Raw genomic sequence first — 21,047 nt, forward strand, 5'->3', positions numbered from 1 at the left:
GTTTTGCGGGAATTCGTACCCTTGGCCGGCTTTGCCGTTCTCCCGTGGACTGCCCGGTGCGGGGCCGAAGGGCGTGGTGCGGCGCGGTCAGCCGACGGTGATGTCGGCGGCGGGGACGGCGGGCTCCCGGGCGGGGCGCTCCCGGCGGGTCTCCACCAGCAGGTCGGGGCGGTCGAGCTGGAGCACCACCTTGTTGACCACCCGCTGGGCGGCGGCGAGCGACCGCACCGACAGCAGCCGGCCCCGGCTCTCCCGGCGCAGCACGAAGTAGTGCACCGCGGCACGCACCTGGCCCCGGTCGGCGGCGCTGGCCTGGGCGGTGGAGACGACCAGCTCCCGCAGCGCCGCGGCCAGCCGCTCGGCCAGCTCCAGCTCCGGCCCGGCGAGACCGGCGCGGACGGCGGCGAGATGGCTGTCGACCTTGCGGATGAGCACGTCGGTGCCGGGCTCGAAGCTCCGCTCCTCGACGGTCATCCGATCCCCTCCACCCCGGCCGGCTCCCGAGTGAAGTTACTTTACGTTGCACGCTACAAGCAAGCAGTTAAGTAAGACTTAACGCATTCAACGGCACAACCATCGCGTATGAGCCGGACCAGGACACATCAGCGCCCGCCAGGGGAACGGATGTCAGACGGCCGGGGCAGGATGGATGGCGTGACGGATGCGATGGCGGGTTTCGGCGCGGCCACCCGGGAATGGTTCACCGCCGCCTTCGCCGCGCCCACCGCCGCCCAGGCCGGTGCCTGGAGTTCCGTCGCCGCCGGCCGCAACGCGCTGGTGGTGGCGCCCACCGGCTCCGGCAAGACGCTCGCCGCGTTCCTCTGGTCGCTCGACCGGCTGGCCCGCGAGCCGGCCCCGGCCGACCGCCGGCACCGGTGCCGGGTGCTCTACGTCAGCCCGCTCAAGGCGCTCGCGGTCGACGTCGAGCGCAACCTGCGCACGCCGCTGGCCGGGATCCGGCAGGCCGCCACCCGGTTGGGCGTCGCCCCGCCGGAGATCACCGTGGGGATGCGCACCGGCGACACCCCGGCCGACGAGCGGCGCGCGTTCGCCCGCACCCCGCCCGACATCCTCATCACCACGCCCGAGTCGCTGTTCCTGCTGCTGACCTCCGCCGCCCGCGACTCCCTGCGCGGCGTCGAGACGGTCATCCTCGACGAGGTGCACGCGGTGGCCGGCACCAAGCGCGGGGCGCACCTCGCGCTCTCCCTGGAGCGCCTCGACGGGTTGCTGCCCGCGCCGGCGCAGCGGATCGGCCTGTCCGCCACGGTCCGGCCGGTCGACGCGTGCGCCCGCTTCCTCGGCGGCGCCCGGCCCGTCGACGTCGTCGCCCCGCCCACCGCCAAGACGATCGAGGTCAGCGTCCAGGTCCCGGTGGAGGACATGACCCGCCTCGACGAGCAGGAGCCGCCGGAGGACGACCTCGGTGGGCCCGGGCCGCGCCGGGCGTCGATCTGGCCGGCGGTCGAGGAGCGCGTCTTCTCCCTGATCCGGGCGCACCGCTCGACCATCGTCTTCACCAACTCGCGGCGCTCCGCCGAGCGGCTCTGCGCGCGGCTCAACGAGCTGGCCGCCGACGAGTTGGCCGGCCCGCCCGCCGTCCCCGGCGCCGGGGACGACCGGGCCGTGCCGGCCCGGGAGGCCGACGCGTGGGACGGCCCCACCGGCCCGGACCGGGGCAGGGGCGCACGGGGCGGGCCCGCCGGTGCGGACCGGGGCACCGGCGCGTGGGGCGGCCCCACCGGCCCGGACCGGGGCACCGGCACGTGGGGCGGCCCCACCGGCCCGGACCGGGGCACCGGCACGTGGGGCGGCCCGGCGCGCCGCACTCCAGCGGAGATGATGGCCCAGGCCGGTGGGGCGGCCGGCGCGCCGACCGTGATCGCCCGAGCCCACCACGGCAGCGTCTCCCGGGAGGAACGCAAGCACATCGAGGAGGCGCTCAAGTCCGGCCAGCTGCCCGCCGTGGTGGCCACCTCCAGCCTCGAGCTGGGCATCGACATGGGCGCGGTCGACCTGGTCGTGCAGATCGAGGCGCCGCCCAGCGTGGCCGCCGGCCTGCAGCGGGTGGGTCGGGCCGGGCACCAGGTCGGCGCGGTCTCCCGGGGCGTCGTCTTTCCCAAGCACCGGGGCGACCTGCTGTCCTGCACCGTCGTGGCCGAGCGGATGGGCGGCGGCGCCATCGAGGAGCTGCACTACCCGCGCAACCCGCTCGACGTGCTCGCCCAGCAGATCGTCGCCATGGTCGCGCTGGAGCCGTGGCACGTCGGCGACCTGGCCGTCCTGGTCCGCCGGGCGGCGCCCTTCGCCGAGCTGCCCGACTCGGCCCTGCACGCCGTGCTCGACATGCTCTCCGGCCGCTACCCGTCCACCGCGTTCGCCGAGCTGCGGCCCCGGCTGGTCTGGGACCGCGCCACCGACACGCTCACCGGCCGGCCCGGCGCGCAGCGGCTCGCGGTGACCAGCGGCGGCACCATCCCCGACCGGGGGCTCTTCGGCGTCTTCCTGGCCGGCGCCGAACGGGCCGCCCGGGTCGGCGAGCTGGACGAGGAGATGGTCTACGAGTCGCGGGTCGGCGACGTGTTCCTGCTCGGCTCCTCGTCCTGGCGGATCGAGGAGATCACGCCCGACCGGGTGCTGGTCTCCCCAGCCCCCGGGCAGGCGGCGAAGATGCCCTTCTGGAAGGGCGACCAGCTCGGCCGGCCCGTCGAGCTGGGCCGGGCCATCGGCGCCAGGGTCCGCGCCCTGCTGCGGCAGGACGACAGGTCCGCCGTCGCCACGCTGCGGGCCGGCGGGCTCGACGACTGGGCCGCCGGCAACCTGATGGCCTACCTGCGCGAGCAGAAGGAGGCCACCCGGTCCCTGCCCGACGACCGCACCGTGGTGGTCGAGCGCTTCCGCGACGAGCTGGGCGACTGGCGGCTGGCCGTCCACAGCGTGCTCGGCGCCCGGGTCAACGGGCCGTGGGCGCTGGCGATCGGCCGCCGGCTCACCGAGCGCTACGGCGTGGACGCCCAGGTGATGCCGTCCGACGACGGCATCGTCGTCCGCCTGCCGGACACGGCCGACGAGCCGCCGGGCGCGGACGTGGTGGTCTTCGAGCCGGAGGAGATCGCACAGCTCGTCGAGGAGTCCGTCGGCACCTCCGCGCTGTTCGCGTCCCGGTTCCGGGAGTGCGCCGCCCGGTCGCTGCTGCTGCCCCGCCGCGACCCGCGCCGCCGCCAGCCGCTGTGGCAGCAGCGCCAGCGCGCCGCCCAGCTGCTCGACGTCGCCCGCGAGTACGCCGACTTCCCGGTCACCCTCGAGGCCGCCCGGGAGTGCCTCCAGGACGTCTTCGACCAGCCCGCGCTGGCGGAGCTGATGCGCGACCTGGCCGCCCGCAAGGTACGCCTGGTCGAGGTGGAGACCGCCCAGCCGTCGCCGTTCGCCCGGTCGCTGCTGTTCGGCTACGTCGGGGCCTTCCTCTACGAGGGCGACGCCCCCCTCGCGGAGCGACGGGCGGCCGCGCTGGCGCTGGACTCGGCCCTGCTCGGCGAGCTGCTCGGCCGCGTCGACCTGCGCGAGCTGCTCGACCCGGCGGTGCTGGCCGAGACCGAACGGCAGCTGCGCTGGCTGACCGAGCAGCGCCGCCCGCGCGACGCGGAGGACGTGGTCGAGCTGCTCCGGGTGGTCGGCGACCTGTCCGAGGCCGAGCTGGCCGAGCGGGGCGCGCCCGTGGAATGGCTGACCGGGCTGGCGGCCGCCCGCCGGGTGCTGCGGGTGCGCATCGCCGGCGAGGAGCGCTGGGTGGGCGTCGAGGACGCGGCCCGGCTGCGCGACGCCCTCGGCGTGGCCCTGCCGGTCGGGGTCGCCGAGGCGTACCTCGCCCCGGTGGCCGACCCGCTGGGCGACCTGGTCGCCCGCTACGCGCGTACGCACGGCCCGTTCGCGGCCGCCACCTGCGCCGCCCGGCTCGGGCTCGGGGTGGCCGTGGTGGAGCAGGCGCTGCGCCGGCTCGCCGCCACCGGCCGGGTCGTCTCCGGCGAGTTCACCCCGGACACGGCCGGCGCCCAGTGGTGCGACGCGGAGGTGCTGCGCCTGCTGCGCCGCCGGTCCCTCGCCGCGCTACGCCGGGAGATCGAGCCGGTGCCGCCCCGCGCGCTGGCCGCGTTCCTGCCCCGGTGGCAGCAGGTCGGCTCGTCGGCGCGCGGCGTGGAGGCGCTGGCCGCGGCGGTCGAGCAGCTCCAGGGGGCGGCGGTGCCGGCGTCGGCCCTGGAACGCCTGGTGCTGCCCGGCCGGGTCGCCGACTACTCCCCCGCCCAGCTCGACGAGCTGTGCGCCAGCGGCGAGGTGCTCTGGGCCGGCTCGGGGGCGATCTCCGGCGGGGACGGCTGGGTCACCCTCGCGTACGCGGACGCCGCCCCGCTGCTGCTGCCCCCGCCCGACGAGGCGCTCACCCGCACCCCGCTGCACGACGCGGTGCTGGAGGCGCTCGGCGACGGGCAGGCGTTGTTCTTCCGGTCGCTGTCCGACCGGGTGGGCTCGACGGACGACGCCGCGTTGACCGCGGTCGTCTGGGATCTGGTCTGGGCCGGCCAGCTCACCAACGACACCCTGGCCCCGCTGCGGGCGGTGCTCGGCGCCGGCGGGGCGCACCGGTCTCGCCCGACCGCGCCGCGCACCCGCTACCGCCGCCCCGGGCGGGTGGCCCTGCCGACCCGAGGCGGCCCGCCGACCGTTGCCGGGCGCTGGTCGCGCCTGCCGGAACGCGACACCGACCCCACCCGCCGCGCCGCCGCCCTGGCCGACGTGTTGCTCGAACGGCACGGCGTGGTGACCCGGGGGGCGGTCGTGGCCGAGCAGGTGGCCGGCGGGTTCGCGGCGGTCTATCCGGTGCTCTCCGCGCTCGAGGAGCGCGGCGCGGCCCGGCGGGGCTACTTCGTCGAGGGGCTGGGTGCGGCGCAGTTCGCGGTGCCGGGCGCGGTGGACCGGATCCGGGCGCTGGCGGAGCCGGCCGACGGCGGGCGGGGGCGCGGCGGGCCCACCCTGGTGCTCGCCGCGACGGACCCGGCCAACCCGTACGGGGCGGCGCTGCCCTGGCCGGAACGGGTGGTCGACTCGGGCGACGGGGCCGCCCCGGCGACCGGGCACCGGGCGGGGCGCAAGGCCGGCGCCCTGGTGGTGCTGGTCGCTGGCGACCTGGCGCTCTACGTCGAGCGCGGCGGGCGGACCATCCTCTCCTTCAGCGACGACGCCGACACGCTGGCGGCGGCCGGCAAGGCACTCGCCGACGCGGTCCACTCCGGCGCACTGGGGGCGATGTCGGTCGAGCGGGCCGACGGCGGGGCGGTGCGCTCCTCGCCGCTGCGCGACGCGCTCACCGCCGCCGGCTTCCGGGCCACCCCACGCGGCCTGCGCCTGCGCGGCTGAACCGCACCCGGGCCCCATGACCGGCGACTGCGTCGACGCGGGACGTGGTGGCGGGGCGGCAGCCGTGCAAGGCTCCTGGTGGAGTGGTTGTGACGCGGCGCTCACCGTGTCACAGCCGGGCCGGCGTATGTGTCTCGGGGGTATGACGAACTCGGAACAGACCTCTGTGTTGATCACCGGAGGCAACAAAGGACTTGGTCTCGAGGCCGCCCGGCGGCTCGGGGAGCAGGGCTGGACGATCTTCCTCGGCTCGCGTGACCAGGGTCGAGGACGAGCAGCCGCCGACAGGCTGACCGCCGGCGGCGCGAACGTGATCATGGTCCCGCTCGACGTGACGTCGGAGGAGTCGGTGACCGCCGCCGTACGACGTGTGCGGGAGCACACCGACCGGCTGGACGTGTTGATCAACAACGCGGGCGCCAGCGGGAACGGTGTCGCGCCAGCGGACGCGACGGCCGACGAAGTTCACTCCGTCTACGACACGAACGTGTACGGACCGATCAGGGTCACGCACGCCTTCCTTCCCCTGCTGCGGGCGGCGAAGAATCCGCGGGTGGTCATGGTGTCCAGTGGTGCCGGGTCCATGACGGTCGTGACCGATCCGGACCAGCCCGTCTCGAAGATGCACGAGCTTGCCTACAGCTCGTCGAAATACGCCCTGAACATGATCACCGTCCGGTACGCCCAGGCGCTTCCGGAGATCAAGTTCAACATCGCCACTCCCGGGGAGATCGCCGCTCGCAAGTTCGCCGCGACCGACATGAACAATCACACCGGTCAGCTGACCGTCACTGAGGGCACCGACTCGATCGTCAAACTCGCGATGATCGATGCCGACGGGCCGACCGGAATCTTCATCGATCGCAACGGCCCCGCCCCGTGGTGACCGAAGTCGGCGGAGAGGCGCGAAGCGTCGGGGCGGCAGTGCCTCAAGGAGGAGCCGGCGTGACCCGGGCCGAGGAGTTCGAAGAACTGCGGGCGCTGCTGTTCGCGATCGCCTACCGGATTCTCGGCAGCGTGAGCGAGGCCGAGGACGCGGTCCAGGAGACCTGGCTGCGCTACGAGACCTCCCCGACACGACCCACGTCGACCAAGGCGTTTCTCTCGGCCGTGGTCACCCGGGTCGCGATCAACGTGCTGCGCTCGGCCCGCCTACGGCGGGAGGAGTACGTCGGGCAGTGGTTGCCCGAACCGCTGCTGGCCGACCCGTACGAGGATCCGGAGCGGTCGGCGGAGCTGGCCGACTCGGTGTCGATGGCGGCGCTGTTGCTGCTCGAGCGGCTCAGTCCGCTCGAGCGCGCGGTCTTCGTGCTGCGGGAGGTGTTCGGGTTCGGCTTCGGGGAGATCGCGTCGACGGTGGGCCGCTCGGAGGCGGCCTGCCGCCAGCTCGCGGTGCGGGCGCGCCGCCACATGGACGCGGGCCGGCCCCGGTTCGAGGCAGACCGCAGGGAGCGCGAGGAACTCGCCGAGCGCTTCTTCGACGCCTTCAGGGAAGGCGATCTCGACGGGCTACGGGAACTCCTCGCCGCCGACGTGCAGATGATCAGCGACGGCGGTGGCAAGGCCCCGCAACTGCCCCGGGCCATCATCGGCGCCGACAACGTGGCCCGGGTGCTCGCCGCGGCCGCTGCGCCGATGGTCCGGATCGGCGGCGTCCTCGAGCCACACGAGGTGAACGGCCAGCCGGGCGCGATCTTCCGCGACCGGGACGACAAGGCGGTCAACACCTTGGCGCTCGACATCCTCGACGGGCAGATCCAGGCGATCCGCTTGGTGATCAACCCCGCCAAGCTCCAGCACCTGGGTTCGGTGGCCGACGCCTGGGCGGTCGCCCGCAGGTTTCACCAGGCTCGCCGGCCCACGGAGTGACGTGAGGCCGAGGCCGCCGGATGGGTGGCGGCTCCGCCATCGTCGACGTCGGAGTCGCTGACGCGCAGCCGGCACCGGCCACCGCACCGCAGGAAACGACAATCTCTACGACTCTGCAAGGAGCAACCGATGGACCTCGACCGCTGGCTGTGGATCGCCACCGGGCTGCTGACCGTTGTCCTCCTGGTCAGCACCTCCAAGATGTTCGTACCCAGGGAGAAGATGGCCTCCATGGGGGGCCACGCCGCGGAATGGGTCCTGGATTTCAGCCCCGGCACCCTCAGGGCCATCGGGACCCTCGAAATCCTGGCTGCGGCGGGCCTGGTCCTGCCCGCGGTCCTCGACATCGCGCCGGTTCTGGTGCCCGTGACCGCCACCTGCGTGGCGTTGCTGTTCGTCGGCGCGGCGGCCATGCGCCTTCGCCGTGGCGAGACGGTGACGATCGTGCCCGACCTGGTCTATCTCGCCATCGCCGCCTTCGTGGCCTGGGGCCGCTTCGGCCCCGAGTCCTTCACGGGCTGACGGGGTCAGCGGGGTCCACAGGTGCGGGCTCGGTGCGGCGGTCCCACAGACGGGGCAGCTCGAGTGCTACCGGGGCAAGCCTGCCGGGCAGCCCGCCACACGACCGACGCGGCCGTGCTCGGCACCACACGTCCGACGACGGATGGGCGGCCGGGGTTGCCGGATGCCCGGGCGCGTCAGCGCAGGCCGGTAAGGACCTTCTCGTACCCGGGGCGGTCAGCCTTGGGCGTCCTCGCCTCCAGGTAGTTGAGCACCACCGTGCCGCGCCGGAAGGACTGACCGCCCCAGGCCTCGGCGATGTCGCTGGCGCTCGACTCGTCCGGGAAGACGTAGACGGTGACGGCGTCGGTGGCGATCAGCTCGGAGCAGCCCAGGCCGAGGCCGTCCGGCCCGCAGTCGACCGAGCGGTCCCGAGGGTTCGGCACCTTCAGCCCGGCCGCCTTGAACGCGTCGACGACCTGCCGCGCGCCCGGCGTCCCGGACGGCCGGGCGGGCAACTCCACCGGCGGCGGGCTGGCCGGGCGGCGTTCGGTGGTCCCGGCGCTCGGCCCGGCCGGCCCCCCGCCGGTGGGCGGTGCGGCGGACGTGGTGGCCGTCGTGGCCGTCCCCGGCGCCGTGGGGCCCGACGGCACGTCGGCGGCCGGCGTCGACGCCGAGGCGGCCGGGGGCGCGGCGCGCGAGGGCTCCTCCGCGTCGTCTCCGCAGGCGGCGGTCAGGGCGGCGGCGATCACGAGCACCGCGACGGCGGGCAGGCTGCGGTTGGTCACCCCTGGCAGTCTGCCCAACCCGGTCCCGTCCCGGCAGTGGCCGGTCGGCCATCCGGCTGTCCCATATCCGCCAGCGCCGCCCCAGGCCGGGGACCGCGCCGCACGAGGGCTGATCGTCGAACTGCGGCTCACCGCCGGCGACTAACCTGCCCGGCATGGACCGCACCCCCTGGATCTCGCTGACCACCGACTACGGTCTCGCCGACGGCTTCGTGGCCGCCTGCCACGGGGTGATCGCCCGGCTGGCGCCGGCCGCCCGGGTGATCGACGTGACCCACCTGGTGCCGCCGGCCGACGTGCGCCGGGGCGCGGCGGTGCTGGCGCAGACCGTGCCCCACCTGCCCGAGGGCGTGCACGTGGCGGTGGTCGACCCCGGCGTCGGCACCGCCCGCCGGGGCGTCGCCCTGGCCGCGCCGCGCGGGCTGCTGGTGGGGCCGGACAACGGCCTGCTCGTCGACGCCGCCGAGGCGCTGGGCGGGGTCACGGCGGCCGTCGAGCTGACCGCGCCGGACTGGCTCGCGCCCGAGGTGTCCCGCACGTTCCACGGCCGGGACGTCTTCGCGCCCGTGGCCGCGCGGCTGGCGCTCGGCGCCCCGCTGTCCGGCGCCGGCCCGACCATCGACCCGGCGACCCTGGTCCGGCTGCCGACGCCGGTCGTCCGGCCGGAGGCGGCGGGCTTCACCGCCGAGGTGCTGACCGTGGACCACTTCGGCAACGTGCAACTGGCCGCGCCGGCCGACCTGCTGGCGCCGCTGCCGGCCCGGGTGCGGGTGCGGCCGGACGTCGAGCCGGGGGCCGGGCGCGAGGCGGTGCACGGCCGCACCTTCGGGGACGCCCCGGCGGGCCGGCTGGTGGTGCACGCCGACTCGGCCGGCCTGGTCGCCGTGGCGGTCAACGGCGGCCGGGCGGTCGACCTGCTCACGGTGGCACCGGGCGACCTGCTGCGCGTCGCGGCCCGGTGACCGCCGCGCCGGGTCCCGGCCGGCGAGGGAGGATGGACGGGTGCCCGAAGGCGACACCGTCTGGAACACCGCCCGCGTCCTGCACCGCGCGCTGGCGGGCGCCCGCCTCACCGGCAGCGACTTCCGGGTGCCCCGGCTCGCCGCGACCGACCTCACCGGCTGGACGGTGCGGGAGTCCGCCAGCCGGGGCAAACACCTGCTGCTCCGCCTCGTCGCACCGCCGGGAGACGCACCGCCGGGAGACACGCCGCCGGGAGACGCCGCCACGGGAGGCGGCGGGGCCCGCTGGACGCTGCACTCCCACCTGCGTATGGAGGGCGCCTGGCGGGCGTACGCGCCGGGGGAACGGTGGACCGCCCGGCCGGCGCACCTGATCCGGGCGGTGCTGCGCGCCCCGCAGGCGGTCGCCGTCGGCTACCACCTGCACGAGCTGGCGCTGGTGCCGACGGCCGAGGAGGACTCGCTGGTCGGCCACCTCGGCCCCGACCTGCTCGGCACGGACTGGGACCCGGCCGAGGCGGTACGCCGGCTGGCCGCCCACCCGGACGTCACCATCGGCGAGGCCCTGCTGGACCAGCGCAACCTGGCCGGCGTCGGCAACCTCTACAAGTGCGAGATCCTGTTCCTGCGCGGCGTGTCGCCGTGGACGCCGGTACGCGCCGTGCCGGATCTCGCCGGCACCGTGGCCCTGGCGCAGAAGCTGCTCGCGGCCAACCGGGGCCGCTGGACGCAGAGCACCACCGGGTCGCTGCACCGGGGGCAGACCAGCTACGTCTACGGGCGGCGCGCCCAGCCCTGCCGCCGGTGCGGCACCCCGATCCGCAAGGAGGAGCTGGGCGAGCGGGTCACCTACTGGTGCCCCGTCTGCCAGCCCGAACGCCCGGCCGGCTGACGATCCCGGGGGCACGTCGGCCCTCCCTCCGCCACCGGTCGACCGGCGTGGGGCCGGCGTGTCGGGCGGGACACTCCGCCGGTGCGGCGGGAAGGTCGCGTCCCCGCCACAGATACGGACGATTGGGTACTTCCTAACCCCGCCGTCGCGTCGCATGCTGCGGTTGACTCCTCACGCATCGTCAGCGACGCGCGACCGGGCCGCCACGGCGCCGTGGCGGGCCCCGCGCCCGGACACCGGGGAGAGCCATGGACCTGTTCCGCAGACTCCGGATCCCGTGGGAGCGGGCGGCGCCCCGCACCGGGAACGGCGCCACCGCCGGATCCCGTCCGGCGGGGCCGGTCCCGGCGGCCCGGCGCGTGGAGGAGCCGGTCGTGGTGCCGGCCAGCCTCGACCCGGCGGCCGTCCCGCGCTGCTTCGGTCCGGTGCCGAACTACGCCCGCAGCCCGCTGCCGGTCGTCGGGGCCGACGGCCGGGTGGTGCCCGGCACCGGCATCCGCAAGTTCGTCGACGCGCTGCCCGGCCTCGGCACACTCGGCCGCACCCAGCTGGGCGGCCACCTCCCCGTGGCCGTGCCCGACACCATCAGCTACCCGGGCTGCGACTACTACGAGATCGTCCTGGAGCAGTACGCGCAGCGACTGCACCGGGACCTGCCGGCGACCCGGCTGCGCGGCTACCGCCAGCTCAACCTCGGCACGGACGCCAACGGGCACAACACGGTCGTGCCGGCGGGGCGCCCCTGGCACCTCGGCCCGGTCATCCTGGCCCGCCGGGGCCGCCCGGTCCGGGTCAAGTTCATCAACCACCTCCCCACCGGCCGGGCCGGGGAACTCTTCCTGCCGGTCGACCCGACGGTGGCGGGCGCGGGGACGGGCCCGCTCGACGGCCCCGCGCCCTACCCGCAGAACCGGGCGGTGCTGCGCCTGGCTGGCGCGCACACCGGGTGGATCAGCGCCGGCAACCCCTGGCAGTGGGTGACCCCGGCGGGCGAGATCACCCCGTACCCGAACGGGACCGGCCTGGCCCACGTCCCCGACATGCCGCCGCCCGGCGCGGGCGCCACCACGCTCTACTACCCGAACGAGCAGAGCGGGCGGCTGTGCTGGTTCCACGACAACACCGTCGGCCTGGCCCGGCTGACCGTCTACTCCGGGCAGCTCGCGCTCTACCTGCTCACCGACCCGGCCGAGGAGGAACTCGTCGCCGACGGCGTGCTGCCCGCCGACCAGCTCCCGCTGGTGATCGAGGACAAGACGTTCGTGCCGGACGACACCCAGCTCGCCGGGGAGGACCCGACCTGGGACCGGGACCGCTGGGGCTCCCGGGGCAGCCTCTGGCACCCGCACGTCTACCAGCCCCGGCAGAACCCGCACCGGGCCGACGGGACGAACCCGACCGGCCGGTGGGACTACGGCCCGTGGTCGCGTACGGCCGACGAGCCCGGGCCGCGGGAGCACCCCGGGACGCCCGACGCGGGCCCGGTGCCGAACCCGCACCACGACCCGGTCACGGACCCGGAGGAGCCGCCGCTGACGCCCGGCGTCCCGCACCCGTCGGCGGTGCCGGACGCGTTCGGCGACACCATGCTGGTCAACGGGATCGCGTACCCGTACCTGGAGGTCGCGCCGCGGACGTACCGCTTCCGGATCCTCAACGCCTGCCTGGACCGCGGCCTGAACCTCCAGCTCTACCGGGCCCGCTCCGACGGCCCGATGTGGGACCCGGAGGGCGACCTGGCCGACGCGGACGCCGGCGAGGTGCCGATGGTGGAGGCGGTCCGCGCGCCGGACCGTCCGGCGGGCTGGCCGACGGACGGGCGCGAGGGCGGGGTCCCCGACCCGCGCGCCGCCGGCCCGGCGCTGGTCCAGATCGGCAACGAGGGCGGCCTGCTCCCCGCGCCGGTGGTCGTGCCCAACCAGCCGGTCGGCTACCGGTACGACCGCCGGGACCCGACCGTGCTCAACGTCGACTCGCACGCGCTGCTGCTCGCCCCGGGCGAGGTGGCCGACGTGCTGGTCGACTTCTCGGCCGTGCCGCCGGGCGGCACGGTGATCCTCTACAACGACTGCCCCGCCCCGCTGCCCGGCTTCGACCCGCGCGCCGACCACCACACGGGTGCCCCGGACCGCACCGCCGAGGGCGGCCCGCCGCCGACCCGCCCCGGGTACGGCCCGAACACCCGCACGCTGCTCCAGTTCCGGGTCGCCGGCACCCCGGCGCCGCCGTACGACCTGGCCCGGCTGCGGGACCGCCTGCCCCGCGCGTACGCGGCCAGCCAGCGCCCGCCGATCGTGCCGCAGGCGGCGTACGACGCGGCGTTCGGCACCCGTACCGGCCGGGGAACGGTCGTCCCGGTGCACGCCACCACGGTCAGCTTCGTGCCGACCGCCGGCGCCGCCCCGGTGCTCCTCCCGTTGCAGGTCAAGGCGGTGCAGCAGGTCTTCGAACCGGAGCACGGCCGGCTGGTCGGCCGGCTGGGCGTCGGGCACCCGCACGCCGGGCCGCTCGCCCCCATCACCCTGCCGCTCGGCCCGACCGATCCGGCCACCGAGGTGCTGCACGTGAGCGATCCGGCGATCGGAGTGGGCGCGCCCGCCGACGGCACCCAGCTCTGGCGCATCCGCGGCAACAGCCGGCAGACCCAGCCGGTGCGGTTCGCCGGCTGCGACGTCCAACTGGTCAACCGGGTCGGCTGGGACGGCGCCACCCGCCTGCCGCACCCCGCCGAGCGGGGCTGGAAGCAGGTGGTCCGGGTCGACCCGCGGGAAGACGTGATCGTCGCCCTGCGGCCCGTCGCGCCGCCCCTGCCGTTCAAGATCGGCGACAGCGTACGGCTGCTCGACCCGGCCCGCCCGGCCGGCGCCCGGACCGGCTCGACCCCGGTCAGCCCGGTCGACGGCCGGCCGTCGCTGGTGGTGAACCAGCTCGTCAACCTGGGCTGGGAGTACCACTGGCACAGCCAGCTCGCCGGGCACCGCGACCAGGGCATGATCCGGCCCCTGGTGCTGCGGGTCTCGCCCAGGGCGCCGACCGGGCTGACCGCGACGCCGGCCCCGGGCTCGGCGACCGCGCTGCCGGCGATCGCGCTGGCCTGGACGGGCAACGGCAGCCGCCCGGCGGCCACCAGCCACCTGCTCCAGCGGGCCACCGACGCCACCTTCACGCAGGGGCTGACCGCGATCACCGTGGCGGCCACGGCGAACCGCTACACCGACGCCACCGTCACCCCCGGGGTGACCTACCACTACCGGATCCGGGCGGAGAACGCGGTGAGCTGCTCCACCTGGTCCAACAGCGTGCCGGCGTCGGTGCAACTCGCCGCGCCGGCGGGGCTGACCGCGGCGATCCCGCCGGCCGCTCCACTGCGGATCGCGCTGCGCTGGACCAACCGTTCCTTCGCCACCGGCATCGACGTGCAGCGGGCCACCAACCCGACCTTCAGCAGCGGGCCGGGCACCACCGCGATCGGGGTCGGCGACAACCACCTCGACGCGGCGGTCGCCCCGGACACCACGTACTACTACCGGGTGCGGACCACCTATCTCGGGGCCGCGTCACCCTGGTCGACGGTGGCCCGGGCGACCACGCCGCCAGCCCCGGGCCTGCCCACGGGGGTGACCGCCACCGCCACGGCGCCCGGGCCCGACACGGCGACGGTGATCCTCGGCTGGTCGTCGAGCACCCCCGCCGGACCGGGGGCCGGGTTCATCGTGCAGCGGGCGCTGGACCCGGCGTTCAGCCGGGAGGTGTCGACCTTCACCGTCACCGGCCGCGGCTTCACCAACACCGGCCTGGCGCGGGGCGCCACCTACCACTACCGCATCCGGTCGTTCAACGTCGTCGGCAGCTCCCCGTTCACCGGCCCGGTGCCGGTCACGACGCCGCCCTGATCAGGGAGCGCGCAGCGGCGCGCCCACGCCGCGCAACTCGGCCAGCGCCGAGGCGACCCCGTGCAGCAGGTCGGTCGCCTCGGTCAGCCGGGAGGCGGCCGGGTGGTCGGCGTCGGGACGCGCGTCCTCGGCGACGTAGCCGGCGGCGGCCACGACCAGCCGCTCGTACGCCGCGACACCCTGCTCCAGTTGGCCGGCCAACGCCCGGTGCGCCTCGGCCAGCGGCGGCCGGGCGTCGGCGGGGGCGAGCCGCAGCGCGCGTTCGACACTGGCCACCCGGCCGGCGAGGTCCCGCAGCGAGCGGTCGGCGTCGGCCGCCTCCGACACGGCGGGCCCGGCCAGCCCGGTCAGCCGGCCGGCCATCCCGGCGAGGGTGAGGGCGGCCCGGTCCAGCCGGGCCCACGGCTCGGCGGCGCTGGTGCCGCGCAGCGCCACCCGGGAGCGCACCCGACGCACCTCGGCCAGCACGCCGGGGCCGGCGGGGAGCCGCTCCACGGCGGCGACGAAGCGGGCGCGTGACCGGGCGGCGGCCTCGGCCGGGTCGAGCGTGGGCGGCGCCGGCTGGGCGGCCAGCGCGCGCAGGTCGACCCAGCGCCAGGCGGCGAGCACCAGCGCCCCGCCCGCCCCGGCCGCCCAGGCCGCGTCGGGCAGCCCGAGCCCGGCGTACGGGGTCAGCACGGCGGCCGCGCCGCCGAGGCCCCCTGCCGTGACGCTCCACCGGCGGGCGGACCGCCGCAACCGACTCAGGCGCCGGAAGTACCGCGTACGCTCGTCTGCCACCTCTGCTGCCTCCTCGACCTGACCGGCCTCAGCCGGCGGCGGTGGTGTCCCCGGTGCCGCGTTCCCGGCCCATGCTGGCCCGGATCTCGTCCAGCCGGGCGGCGGCGGCCGGGTCGGCTGCCGGCGCGGCGGGCTCCGTACGCGCGACGGGCGGTCGTTCCTGCCTGCCGCCGAGCTGCTCACCGGCCATGCTCGACCGGATCTGCTCCAACCGGGCGGAGCCGGCCGAGTCGAGGGTCGCCTTCTGGATCTCCAGCATCCGGCCCTCGACGGAGTTGCCGGCCAGCTCGGCGCGGCCCATCGCGGTGGCGTACCGCTGCTCGATCCGGTCGCGCACCTCGTCGAGCGAGGGGGTGTTGGCGGGCGCGGTCAGCGCCGACATCGACTCCAGCGAGCGGGCCACGCTCTCCTGCATCTTGGCCTGCTCCAGCTGGCTGAGCAGCTTGGTGCGCTCGGCGAGCTTCTGCTGGAGGATCATCGAGTTGTTCTCGACCGCCCGGCGGGCCTGGGCGGCGGCGCCCAGCGCCTGGTCGTGCAGGGTCTTCAGGTCCTCGGTGGCCTGCTCGGCGGAGACCAGTTGGGTGGCCAGGGTCTGCGCGGAGTGCTCGTAGCGGTTGGCCTCGGCCTCGTCGCCCTTGGCGCGGGCCTGGTCGGCGAGGACGAGGGCCTGGCGCGCGTTGGCCTGGAGCCGCTCGACCTCCGACATCTGGCGGGACAGCTTCATCTCGAGCTGCCGCTGGTTGCCGATCACCGCGGCGGCCTGCTGGACGAGCGCCTGGTGCTGGCGCTGGGCCTCCTCGATGGCCTGCTGGATCTGCACCTTGGGATCGGCGTGCTCGTCGATCCTGGCGCCGAACAGCGCCATCAGGTACTTCCAACCCTTGACGAACGGGTTAGCCATCTCCGCGGTATCCCCTCAGTAGCGTCGCTCCGCCTCGACCGGGCCGGGCGGACCCGGCCGGCTGCGGCGCGGCAGTGGCTCCATCGTCCCAGCCGGACGCCACCAGGGCATCCGCACCGACCAGCGAAGCGAGCGCCGACGCCGTCCGCGATCAACCCTACGCGGCGGTCGCCACCGCGACCATGGGACACGGACGGGGGTGGGGTGGGTCAGGCGGCGCAGACCACGTCGCGGTCGCCCCCGCGGACGCGGGAGGTGCGCAGCGTGGCCTTCAGCGGCGAATCCTGGCGGACCTGGACGGCGACCTTGCCGTCGGAGCTGACCTGGTGCACGCCCCGGCCCGTGGCCTTGCGCACCGTGGTCACCCCGGTGGTGTCGACGGTCTCGTCCTGCACCGGCACGAGCACGCCCGGCATCTGCTCGGCGAGCGCGACCGTGTCGCTGACCTCGCGCAGCAGCTCGGACAGGCGCGCGCCCAGCGCGTCGCAGATCGCCGCCAGCAGCTCGCTGGACGGCTCCTTCTGGCCGCGCTCGATCTCGGAGAGGTAGCCCAGGCTGACGTTGGCGGCGGAGGAGACCTCGCGCAGGGTGCGATGCTGCCCCTGCCGGCGCGCCCGCAGTGCGTCACCGATAACCCGGCGTAGCAGGACCATTCGCACCTCCCCTGAGGGACACCACTGTTTCGTGCGGCCGTCCGGCACGTCGTGCCGGCTCCGACCGTCGGAGCCTTCCCGCAACCGTACCCGTTGCCGGCCCCGCCGACATCCCACCCCGCCTCTCGGATTGCGGAGTCTGCTCAGCCTGTGGGATCGGCTCGGCGTGGGACGTGGGCCCGCGTTGCGGGGGTCGGCTCGGCTTGCGGGGCCGGGCCAGGCCCGGCTCGGCCGCGCGAGACGGCCCGGCCGCGCGAGACGGCCCGGCCGCGCGAGACGGCCCGGCCGCGCGAGACGGCCCGGCCGCGCGAGACGGCTCAGCGCCGCCCGGCGGCGGCGGTGTCGGTCCGCCCGGCTTCGGCCCCGCCCGCGTCGGCGTGGTGGATCCGCTCGGCGAGCAGCCGCAGCGCCTCGACGACCGCCGCGGAGCGGATGTGGTCGCGGCCACCGTCCAGGTCGAGCTGCCGGACGTCGACCCCGGCGGGCCCGGCCACCGCCACGTAGACCAGCCCGACCGGCTTGCCGTCCTGCGGCTCCGGGCCGGCCACCCCGGTCGTGGCCAGGCCCCAGTCGGCTCCGCAGCGCTGTCGCCCGCCCTCCGCGAGGGCCACCGCCACATCCGGGTCGACGGGCCCGCGGTCGGCCAGCAGATCCTCCGCCACGCCGGCGAGCTGCGACTTCAGCTCGGTGGCGTAGACCACCAGCCCGCCCCGGAAGATGCCGCTCACCCCGGCGATCTCCACGATCGAGGCGGCCAGCAGCCCCCCGGTCAGCGACTCCACCGTGGCCAGGGTCTCGTGGCGCTCCGCCAGCCGGTGCACCACGCCCGCCGCCGGGCTGCCCACCGGCCGCGCGCCGTCCGCGTCACTCTCCATGTCCCAGATCCTTCCCGCGCCCCGCCGGGCGTACTCATCCTCCCCGAGCCGACAGGATCACAGGGTGGGCGGCCTGGATCCCCGGCCCGCCGCCCGGCCGGGAGACCGGGTCAGGAGGCGGGCCGGCGCAGGCGCAGGGCCTGGGCGACGTAGTCGAAACCGGTGACCACCGTGACCCCGACCGCCGCGGCCATGATCCACGGACCGACGGCGGCGAGGGCGGCCGGCATCGGCCACAGGTACCAGGTGATCGCGAGGATCTGGAGCGCTGTCTTGATCTTGCCGCCCCGGCTGGCCGCGATCACCCCGTGCCGAATCACCCAGAAGCGCAGCCCGGTGATGCCCAGCTCGCGGACGAGGATCACCGTGGTCACCCACCAGGGCAGCCGGTCGTACCAGGAGAGCAGCAGCAACGCGGCGCCGGTGAGCGCCTTGTCGGCGATCGGGTCGGCGACCTTGCCGACCGAGGTGACCAGGGCGAAGCGGCGGGCGATCCAGCCGTCGACCAGGTCGGTCACCGAGGCGACGGCGAAGATCAGGCAGGCGGCCATCTGCCAGCCGGCGTGGGTCATCCCCGAGACGACCAGGGACGCGCCGAAGATCGGCACCAGGACCAGCCGCAGCGCGGTGAGCGCGTTCGCCGCGTTCAGCACGGGCACCCGGGCCACCACCGGCGCCGGCGTGGAATCCGTCGCCCCGGTCACCGCCGTCCCCCGCTCCGGCCGCCGTGGCGCATCTGGCACCCCACCACGTGGCTCCCCCGCTCTGTCCGGGCCCGCCGTCACCGTGCCGCGCCGGGCGCAGCCGAGATCATCTCATCCGGGACCGCGACGAGGTCCACCCCTTCGGTGCCCGTCACCGTCGCCCGCACCAGGTCGCCGGGGCGCAGCGCGGCGAGGTCCACCCCGCCGCCGGACGGCGCGACGAGGGTGGTCGAGCCGTCGACCTCGGGGGCCTGGTGGGCCGCCCGCCCCTCGACCACGCCGTCGGCGACCGAGTCGACCAGCACCTCGACGGTCGAGCCGAGCCGCTCCTCGGCCCGCTGCGAACAGAGCTCGTCGGCGAGCGCGCCGAGCCGGTCGTAGCGGCGCTTGACGGTGGCGGCGGAGACCTTGCCGGGCAGCCCGGCGGCCTCGGTGCCATCCTCGTCGCTGTAGTCGAACACGCCGATCGCGTCGAGCCGCGCCTCGGTCAGGAAGCGGACCAGCTCCTGGTAGTCGGCGCGGGTCTCGCCCGGGAAGCCGACGATGAAGTTGCTCCGCGCGCCCGCCTCCGGGGCCAGGGCGCGGGCGCTCGCCAGCAGCTCCAGGAACCGGTCGGTGGAGCCGAAGCGGCGCATCCGGCGCAGCACCGACTCGCTGGAGTGCTGGAACGACAGGTCGAAGTACGGGGCCACGCCGGGCGTGGTGGCGATCGCCTCGACCAGGCCGGGCCGGGTCTCGGCCGGCTGGAGGTAGCTCGCCCGCACCCGGACGATGCCGTCGATCGCGGCGAGCTGCGGCAGCAGCTTCTCCAGCGCCCGGGGATCACCCAGGTCCTTGCCGTACGAGGTCGAGTTCTCGCTGACCAGCACCAGCTCGCGGACGCCGGTCTTGGCCAGCCACTCCGCCTCGGCGAGCAGCTCGTCCGGCGTACGCGAGACGAAGGCGCCGCGGAAGGCGGGGATGGCGCAGAACGCGCAGCGCCGGTCGCAGCCGCTGGCGAGCTTCAGCGAGGCGACCGGGCCGGTGTCGAGCCGGCGGCGCAGCACCTGGCGCAGGTGCGCCGGGGTGTGCTCGTCGGTCTCGGTGACGCCCCGGGCGGGGGTGCCGTGGCCGGGCAGCGACACCGCGCTGTCCCGGCGGGAGACCGGGGTCAGCGGGAGCAGCTCGCGGCGGTCGCGCGGGGTGTGCGCGTGGATCGCCTCGCCGGCGACCACGGCGTCCAGCCGGGCGGCGATGTCCGGGTAGTCGTCGAAGCTGAGCACGGCCTGCGCCTCGGGGAGGCTGTCGGCCAGCTCACGGCCGTACCGCTCGGCCATGCAGCCGGCCGCGACCACCTTCGCGCCGGTGTCGGCGGCGGCCAGCAGGGTCTGGATGGAGTCCTGCTTCGCCTTCTCCACGAAGCCGCAGGTGTTCACGACCACCACGTCGGCGCCCTCGCCGTCGGTGGTGACCTGCCAGCCGTCAGCGTGCAGCCGGGCGGCCAACTCCTCCGAGTCGACCTCGTTGCGGGCGCAGCCCAGCGTCAGCAGGGCGACCCGGCGGCCATCGGAGTTGTCGGAAGAGGAGGTGGCAGACACCATCCGAGGGTACCGGGCCGCCCGCGACCCCCCACGCACGCCCGTCCTGCAAGGAAGGGCACCTTGTTAACGGATTCGGTAGAGGAAGGGGCCCTTCCTTCGTGGCTCGGCGCCGGGGTGACGGACGCCGCGCCGCTCAGACGGTCGCCGCGCCGACCCGGACCAGGCGGTCGAGCAGGAACACCTCGGTTCCGGCCAGGCCGGTCGAGCAGAAGACCGAGACCTGGTCCGCGCCGGTCCGGCCCGGCACCGCGCCGGCCAGCACCCCGCCCAGGTCGCGCAGCCGCCCGGCGTACGCCGGGAGCGCCGCGAGCATCGGCGGATCGTACGCGGCGGCCTGCGCCGGCGAGTCGGTGACCAGCAGGTCGGCGGCGTCCAGCAGGTCGGGGCCGAACTCGTGCCGGTCGGCCTGCTTGAAGCCGACCGTGTTGACGTGGGTGCCGGGAGCGAGGTCGGCGGCGTCGAGCACCGGGGTGACGCTGGTGGTGGCGAGCACCACGACGTCGCGGTCGGCCACGGCGGCCCGGGCCGACGCCACGGCGCGCGCCGGCACGCCCAGCTCGGCGCGCACCCGGGCGGCGAACGCCTCTCGCCGGACGGCGGAGCGGCTGTGCACCGTGACCTCGCGCAGCGGGCGGACCGCAGCCGCCGCCCAGACCTGCGTCCACGCCTGCCGGCCCGAACCGACCACGCCCAGGGTGGCGGCGTCCGGGCGGGCCAGGGCGTCCACGGCGGCCCCGCCGAGCCCGCCGGTGCGGCGGGAGCCCAGCTCCTCCCCGACCGCCACCGCCCGGACCGCCCCCGTACGCCCGTCGTGCAGCACCACCACCTGCTCGCTCTCCGGGTGCCCGAACGTGTCGTACGAGCGGAAGCCGTACCACTCGCCGGTGAGGTGCCCGGCGGTGAGCACCATCCGCCCCCCACCCAGCGGCGCGGCGGCCCGGGGCGGGGCCACCAGGCGGCCGGCGTACGCGGCGAGCAGGGCGTCCCGCATGGCCGCCACGGTGGTGGGGGCGTCCAGCGCGGCGGTGACCTCGGCGTCGGAGAAGAGCAGCGGCATGCGCCCATACTGCAAGTTGAAGTCAAGTTAAGGTCAACGAGGGGTGGCGGGGCTCACCACCCTCCTCCGGCACGTCCCGTTCGGTGCTAGCGTCGGCCCTGACGGCCACGGCCGTCCCGGACGAGTGGTGGGCGTACCCGGTCAGGCCAAGACGCCCGCGTGACGTGCAGACCCGACTCGTCC

General features: G+C 75.8%; 16 protein-coding genes and 1 riboswitch. Of the genes, 7 read left to right on the top strand and 9 right to left on the bottom strand.

Features of this window, described 5'->3' with window-relative positions:
* Nucleotides 1-87: 87 nt before the first annotated feature.
* Complete coding sequence (locus ACGF5G_RS22130) at nt 88-474, bottom strand: hypothetical protein (protein ID WP_393265499.1); 387 nt, start codon at nt 472-474, stop codon at nt 88-90.
* Between the two features lie 150 nt (nt 475-624).
* Between ACGF5G_RS22130 and ACGF5G_RS22135 the strand changes: the two genes are divergently transcribed.
* From ACGF5G_RS22135 to ACGF5G_RS22150, 4 genes are all read left to right on the top strand, one after another.
* Nucleotides 625-5,409: a DEAD/DEAH box helicase gene (locus ACGF5G_RS22135; protein ID WP_393265501.1), complete on the top strand. Its 4,785-nt coding sequence runs from the start codon at nt 625-627 to the stop codon at nt 5,407-5,409.
* A gap of 142 nt (nt 5,410-5,551) precedes the next feature.
* Nucleotides 5,552-6,295, top strand: coding sequence for an SDR family oxidoreductase (locus tag ACGF5G_RS22140; protein WP_393265504.1), 744 nt, complete (start codon nt 5,552-5,554; stop codon nt 6,293-6,295).
* 59 nt (nt 6,296-6,354) lie between these two features.
* Nucleotides 6,355-7,278, top strand: coding sequence for an RNA polymerase sigma-70 factor (locus ACGF5G_RS22145; protein WP_393265506.1), 924 nt, complete (start codon nt 6,355-6,357; stop codon nt 7,276-7,278).
* Between the two features lie 129 nt (nt 7,279-7,407).
* Complete coding sequence (locus ACGF5G_RS22150) at nt 7,408-7,800, top strand: DoxX family protein (protein ID WP_393265508.1); 393 nt, start codon at nt 7,408-7,410, stop codon at nt 7,798-7,800.
* Nucleotides 7,801-7,976: 176 nt separating this feature from the next.
* On the opposite strand, the gene ACGF5G_RS22155 is transcribed toward ACGF5G_RS22150, so the two are convergent.
* On the bottom strand, nt 7,977-8,567 hold the full coding sequence (locus tag ACGF5G_RS22155) for a hypothetical protein (protein WP_393265511.1): 591 nt from the start codon (nt 8,565-8,567) through the stop codon (nt 7,977-7,979).
* A gap of 155 nt (nt 8,568-8,722) precedes the next feature.
* On the opposite strand from ACGF5G_RS22155, the gene ACGF5G_RS22160 reads away from it, so the two are divergent.
* From ACGF5G_RS22160 to ACGF5G_RS22170, 3 genes are all read left to right on the top strand, one after another.
* Nucleotides 8,723-9,529 (top strand): S-adenosyl-l-methionine hydroxide adenosyltransferase family protein, encoded by an 807-nt coding sequence (locus ACGF5G_RS22160; protein WP_393265512.1) that lies wholly within the window; start codon nt 8,723-8,725, stop codon nt 9,527-9,529.
* Between the two features lie 40 nt (nt 9,530-9,569).
* A complete protein-coding gene (locus ACGF5G_RS22165; RefSeq protein ID WP_393265515.1) occupies nt 9,570-10,421 on the top strand; it encodes a zinc finger domain-containing protein in 852 nt (283 codons plus the stop codon).
* Between the two features lie 248 nt (nt 10,422-10,669).
* Nucleotides 10,670-14,314, top strand: coding sequence for a hypothetical protein (locus ACGF5G_RS22170; protein ID WP_393265518.1), 3,645 nt, complete (start codon nt 10,670-10,672; stop codon nt 14,312-14,314).
* On the opposite strand, the gene ACGF5G_RS22175 is transcribed toward ACGF5G_RS22170, so the two are convergent.
* The 7 genes from ACGF5G_RS22175 to ACGF5G_RS22205 all read right to left on the bottom strand — a co-directional run bounded on the left by ACGF5G_RS22175 (nt 14,315) and on the right by ACGF5G_RS22205 (nt 20,864).
* Complete coding sequence (locus ACGF5G_RS22175; RefSeq protein WP_393265520.1) at nt 14,315-15,094, bottom strand: hypothetical protein; 780 nt, start codon at nt 15,092-15,094, stop codon at nt 14,315-14,317.
* Nucleotides 15,095-15,122: 28 nt separating this feature from the next.
* Nucleotides 15,123-15,995 (bottom strand): PspA/IM30 family protein, encoded by an 873-nt coding sequence (locus ACGF5G_RS22180; protein ID WP_350705048.1) that lies wholly within the window; start codon nt 15,993-15,995, stop codon nt 15,123-15,125.
* A 209-nt stretch (nt 15,996-16,204) separates the two neighbouring features.
* Nucleotides 16,205-16,648: a helix-turn-helix transcriptional regulator gene (locus tag ACGF5G_RS22185; RefSeq protein WP_350705047.1), complete on the bottom strand. Its 444-nt coding sequence runs from the start codon at nt 16,646-16,648 to the stop codon at nt 16,205-16,207.
* A gap of 317 nt (nt 16,649-16,965) precedes the next feature.
* The gene (locus tag ACGF5G_RS22190) at nt 16,966-17,523 is read right to left on the bottom strand and encodes a CinA family protein (protein WP_393265524.1); all 558 of its coding nucleotides are present in this window, start codon (nt 17,521-17,523) and stop codon (nt 16,966-16,968) included.
* A gap of 110 nt (nt 17,524-17,633) precedes the next feature.
* Entirely contained in the window at nt 17,634-18,227 is a 594-nt protein-coding gene (gene pgsA / locus ACGF5G_RS22195; protein WP_393265525.1) for a CDP-diacylglycerol--glycerol-3-phosphate 3-phosphatidyltransferase, read from the bottom strand.
* A gap of 77 nt (nt 18,228-18,304) precedes the next feature.
* Nucleotides 18,305-19,807 (bottom strand): 30S ribosomal protein S12 methylthiotransferase RimO, encoded by a 1,503-nt coding sequence (gene rimO / locus ACGF5G_RS22200; RefSeq protein ID WP_393265528.1) that lies wholly within the window; start codon nt 19,805-19,807, stop codon nt 18,305-18,307.
* Nucleotides 19,808-19,940: 133 nt separating this feature from the next.
* Nucleotides 19,941-20,864 (bottom strand): ornithine cyclodeaminase family protein, encoded by a 924-nt coding sequence (locus tag ACGF5G_RS22205; protein WP_393265531.1) that lies wholly within the window; start codon nt 20,862-20,864, stop codon nt 19,941-19,943.
* 97 nt (nt 20,865-20,961) lie between these two features.
* Nucleotides 20,962-21,026, top strand: a riboswitch (guanidine-III (ykkC-III) riboswitch).
* The last annotated feature ends 21 nt before the right edge of the window (nt 21,027-21,047 follow it).

Source organism: Micromonospora sp. NPDC047730, assembly GCF_043204765.1.
Lineage (GTDB): Bacteria > Actinomycetota > Actinomycetes > Mycobacteriales > Micromonosporaceae > Micromonospora.

What these genes read in the sequence shown, in the direction of transcription:
- ACGF5G_RS22130 (WP_393265499.1), bottom strand. Translation starts at nt 474, where the DNA reads ATGACCGTCGAGGAGCGGAGCTTCGAGCCCGGCACCGACGTGCTCATC.
- ACGF5G_RS22135 (WP_393265501.1), top strand. Translation starts at nt 625, where the DNA reads ATGTCAGACGGCCGGGGCAGGATGGATGGCGTGACGGATGCGATGGCG.
- ACGF5G_RS22140 (WP_393265504.1), top strand. Translation starts at nt 5,552, where the DNA reads ATGACGAACTCGGAACAGACCTCTGTGTTGATCACCGGAGGCAACAAA.
- ACGF5G_RS22150 (WP_393265508.1), top strand. Translation starts at nt 7,408, where the DNA reads ATGGACCTCGACCGCTGGCTGTGGATCGCCACCGGGCTGCTGACCGTT.
- ACGF5G_RS22160 (WP_393265512.1), top strand. Translation starts at nt 8,723, where the DNA reads ATGGACCGCACCCCCTGGATCTCGCTGACCACCGACTACGGTCTCGCC.
- ACGF5G_RS22170 (WP_393265518.1), top strand. Translation starts at nt 10,670, where the DNA reads ATGGACCTGTTCCGCAGACTCCGGATCCCGTGGGAGCGGGCGGCGCCC.
- ACGF5G_RS22180 (WP_350705048.1), bottom strand. Translation starts at nt 15,995, where the DNA reads ATGGCTAACCCGTTCGTCAAGGGTTGGAAGTACCTGATGGCGCTGTTC.
- ACGF5G_RS22185 (WP_350705047.1), bottom strand. Translation starts at nt 16,648, where the DNA reads ATGGTCCTGCTACGCCGGGTTATCGGTGACGCACTGCGGGCGCGCCGG.
- ACGF5G_RS22190 (WP_393265524.1), bottom strand. Translation starts at nt 17,523, where the DNA reads ATGGAGAGTGACGCGGACGGCGCGCGGCCGGTGGGCAGCCCGGCGGCG.
- rimO (WP_393265528.1), bottom strand. Translation starts at nt 19,807, where the DNA reads ATGGTGTCTGCCACCTCCTCTTCCGACAACTCCGATGGCCGCCGGGTC.
- ACGF5G_RS22205 (WP_393265531.1), bottom strand. Translation starts at nt 20,864, where the DNA reads ATGCCGCTGCTCTTCTCCGACGCCGAGGTCACCGCCGCGCTGGACGCC.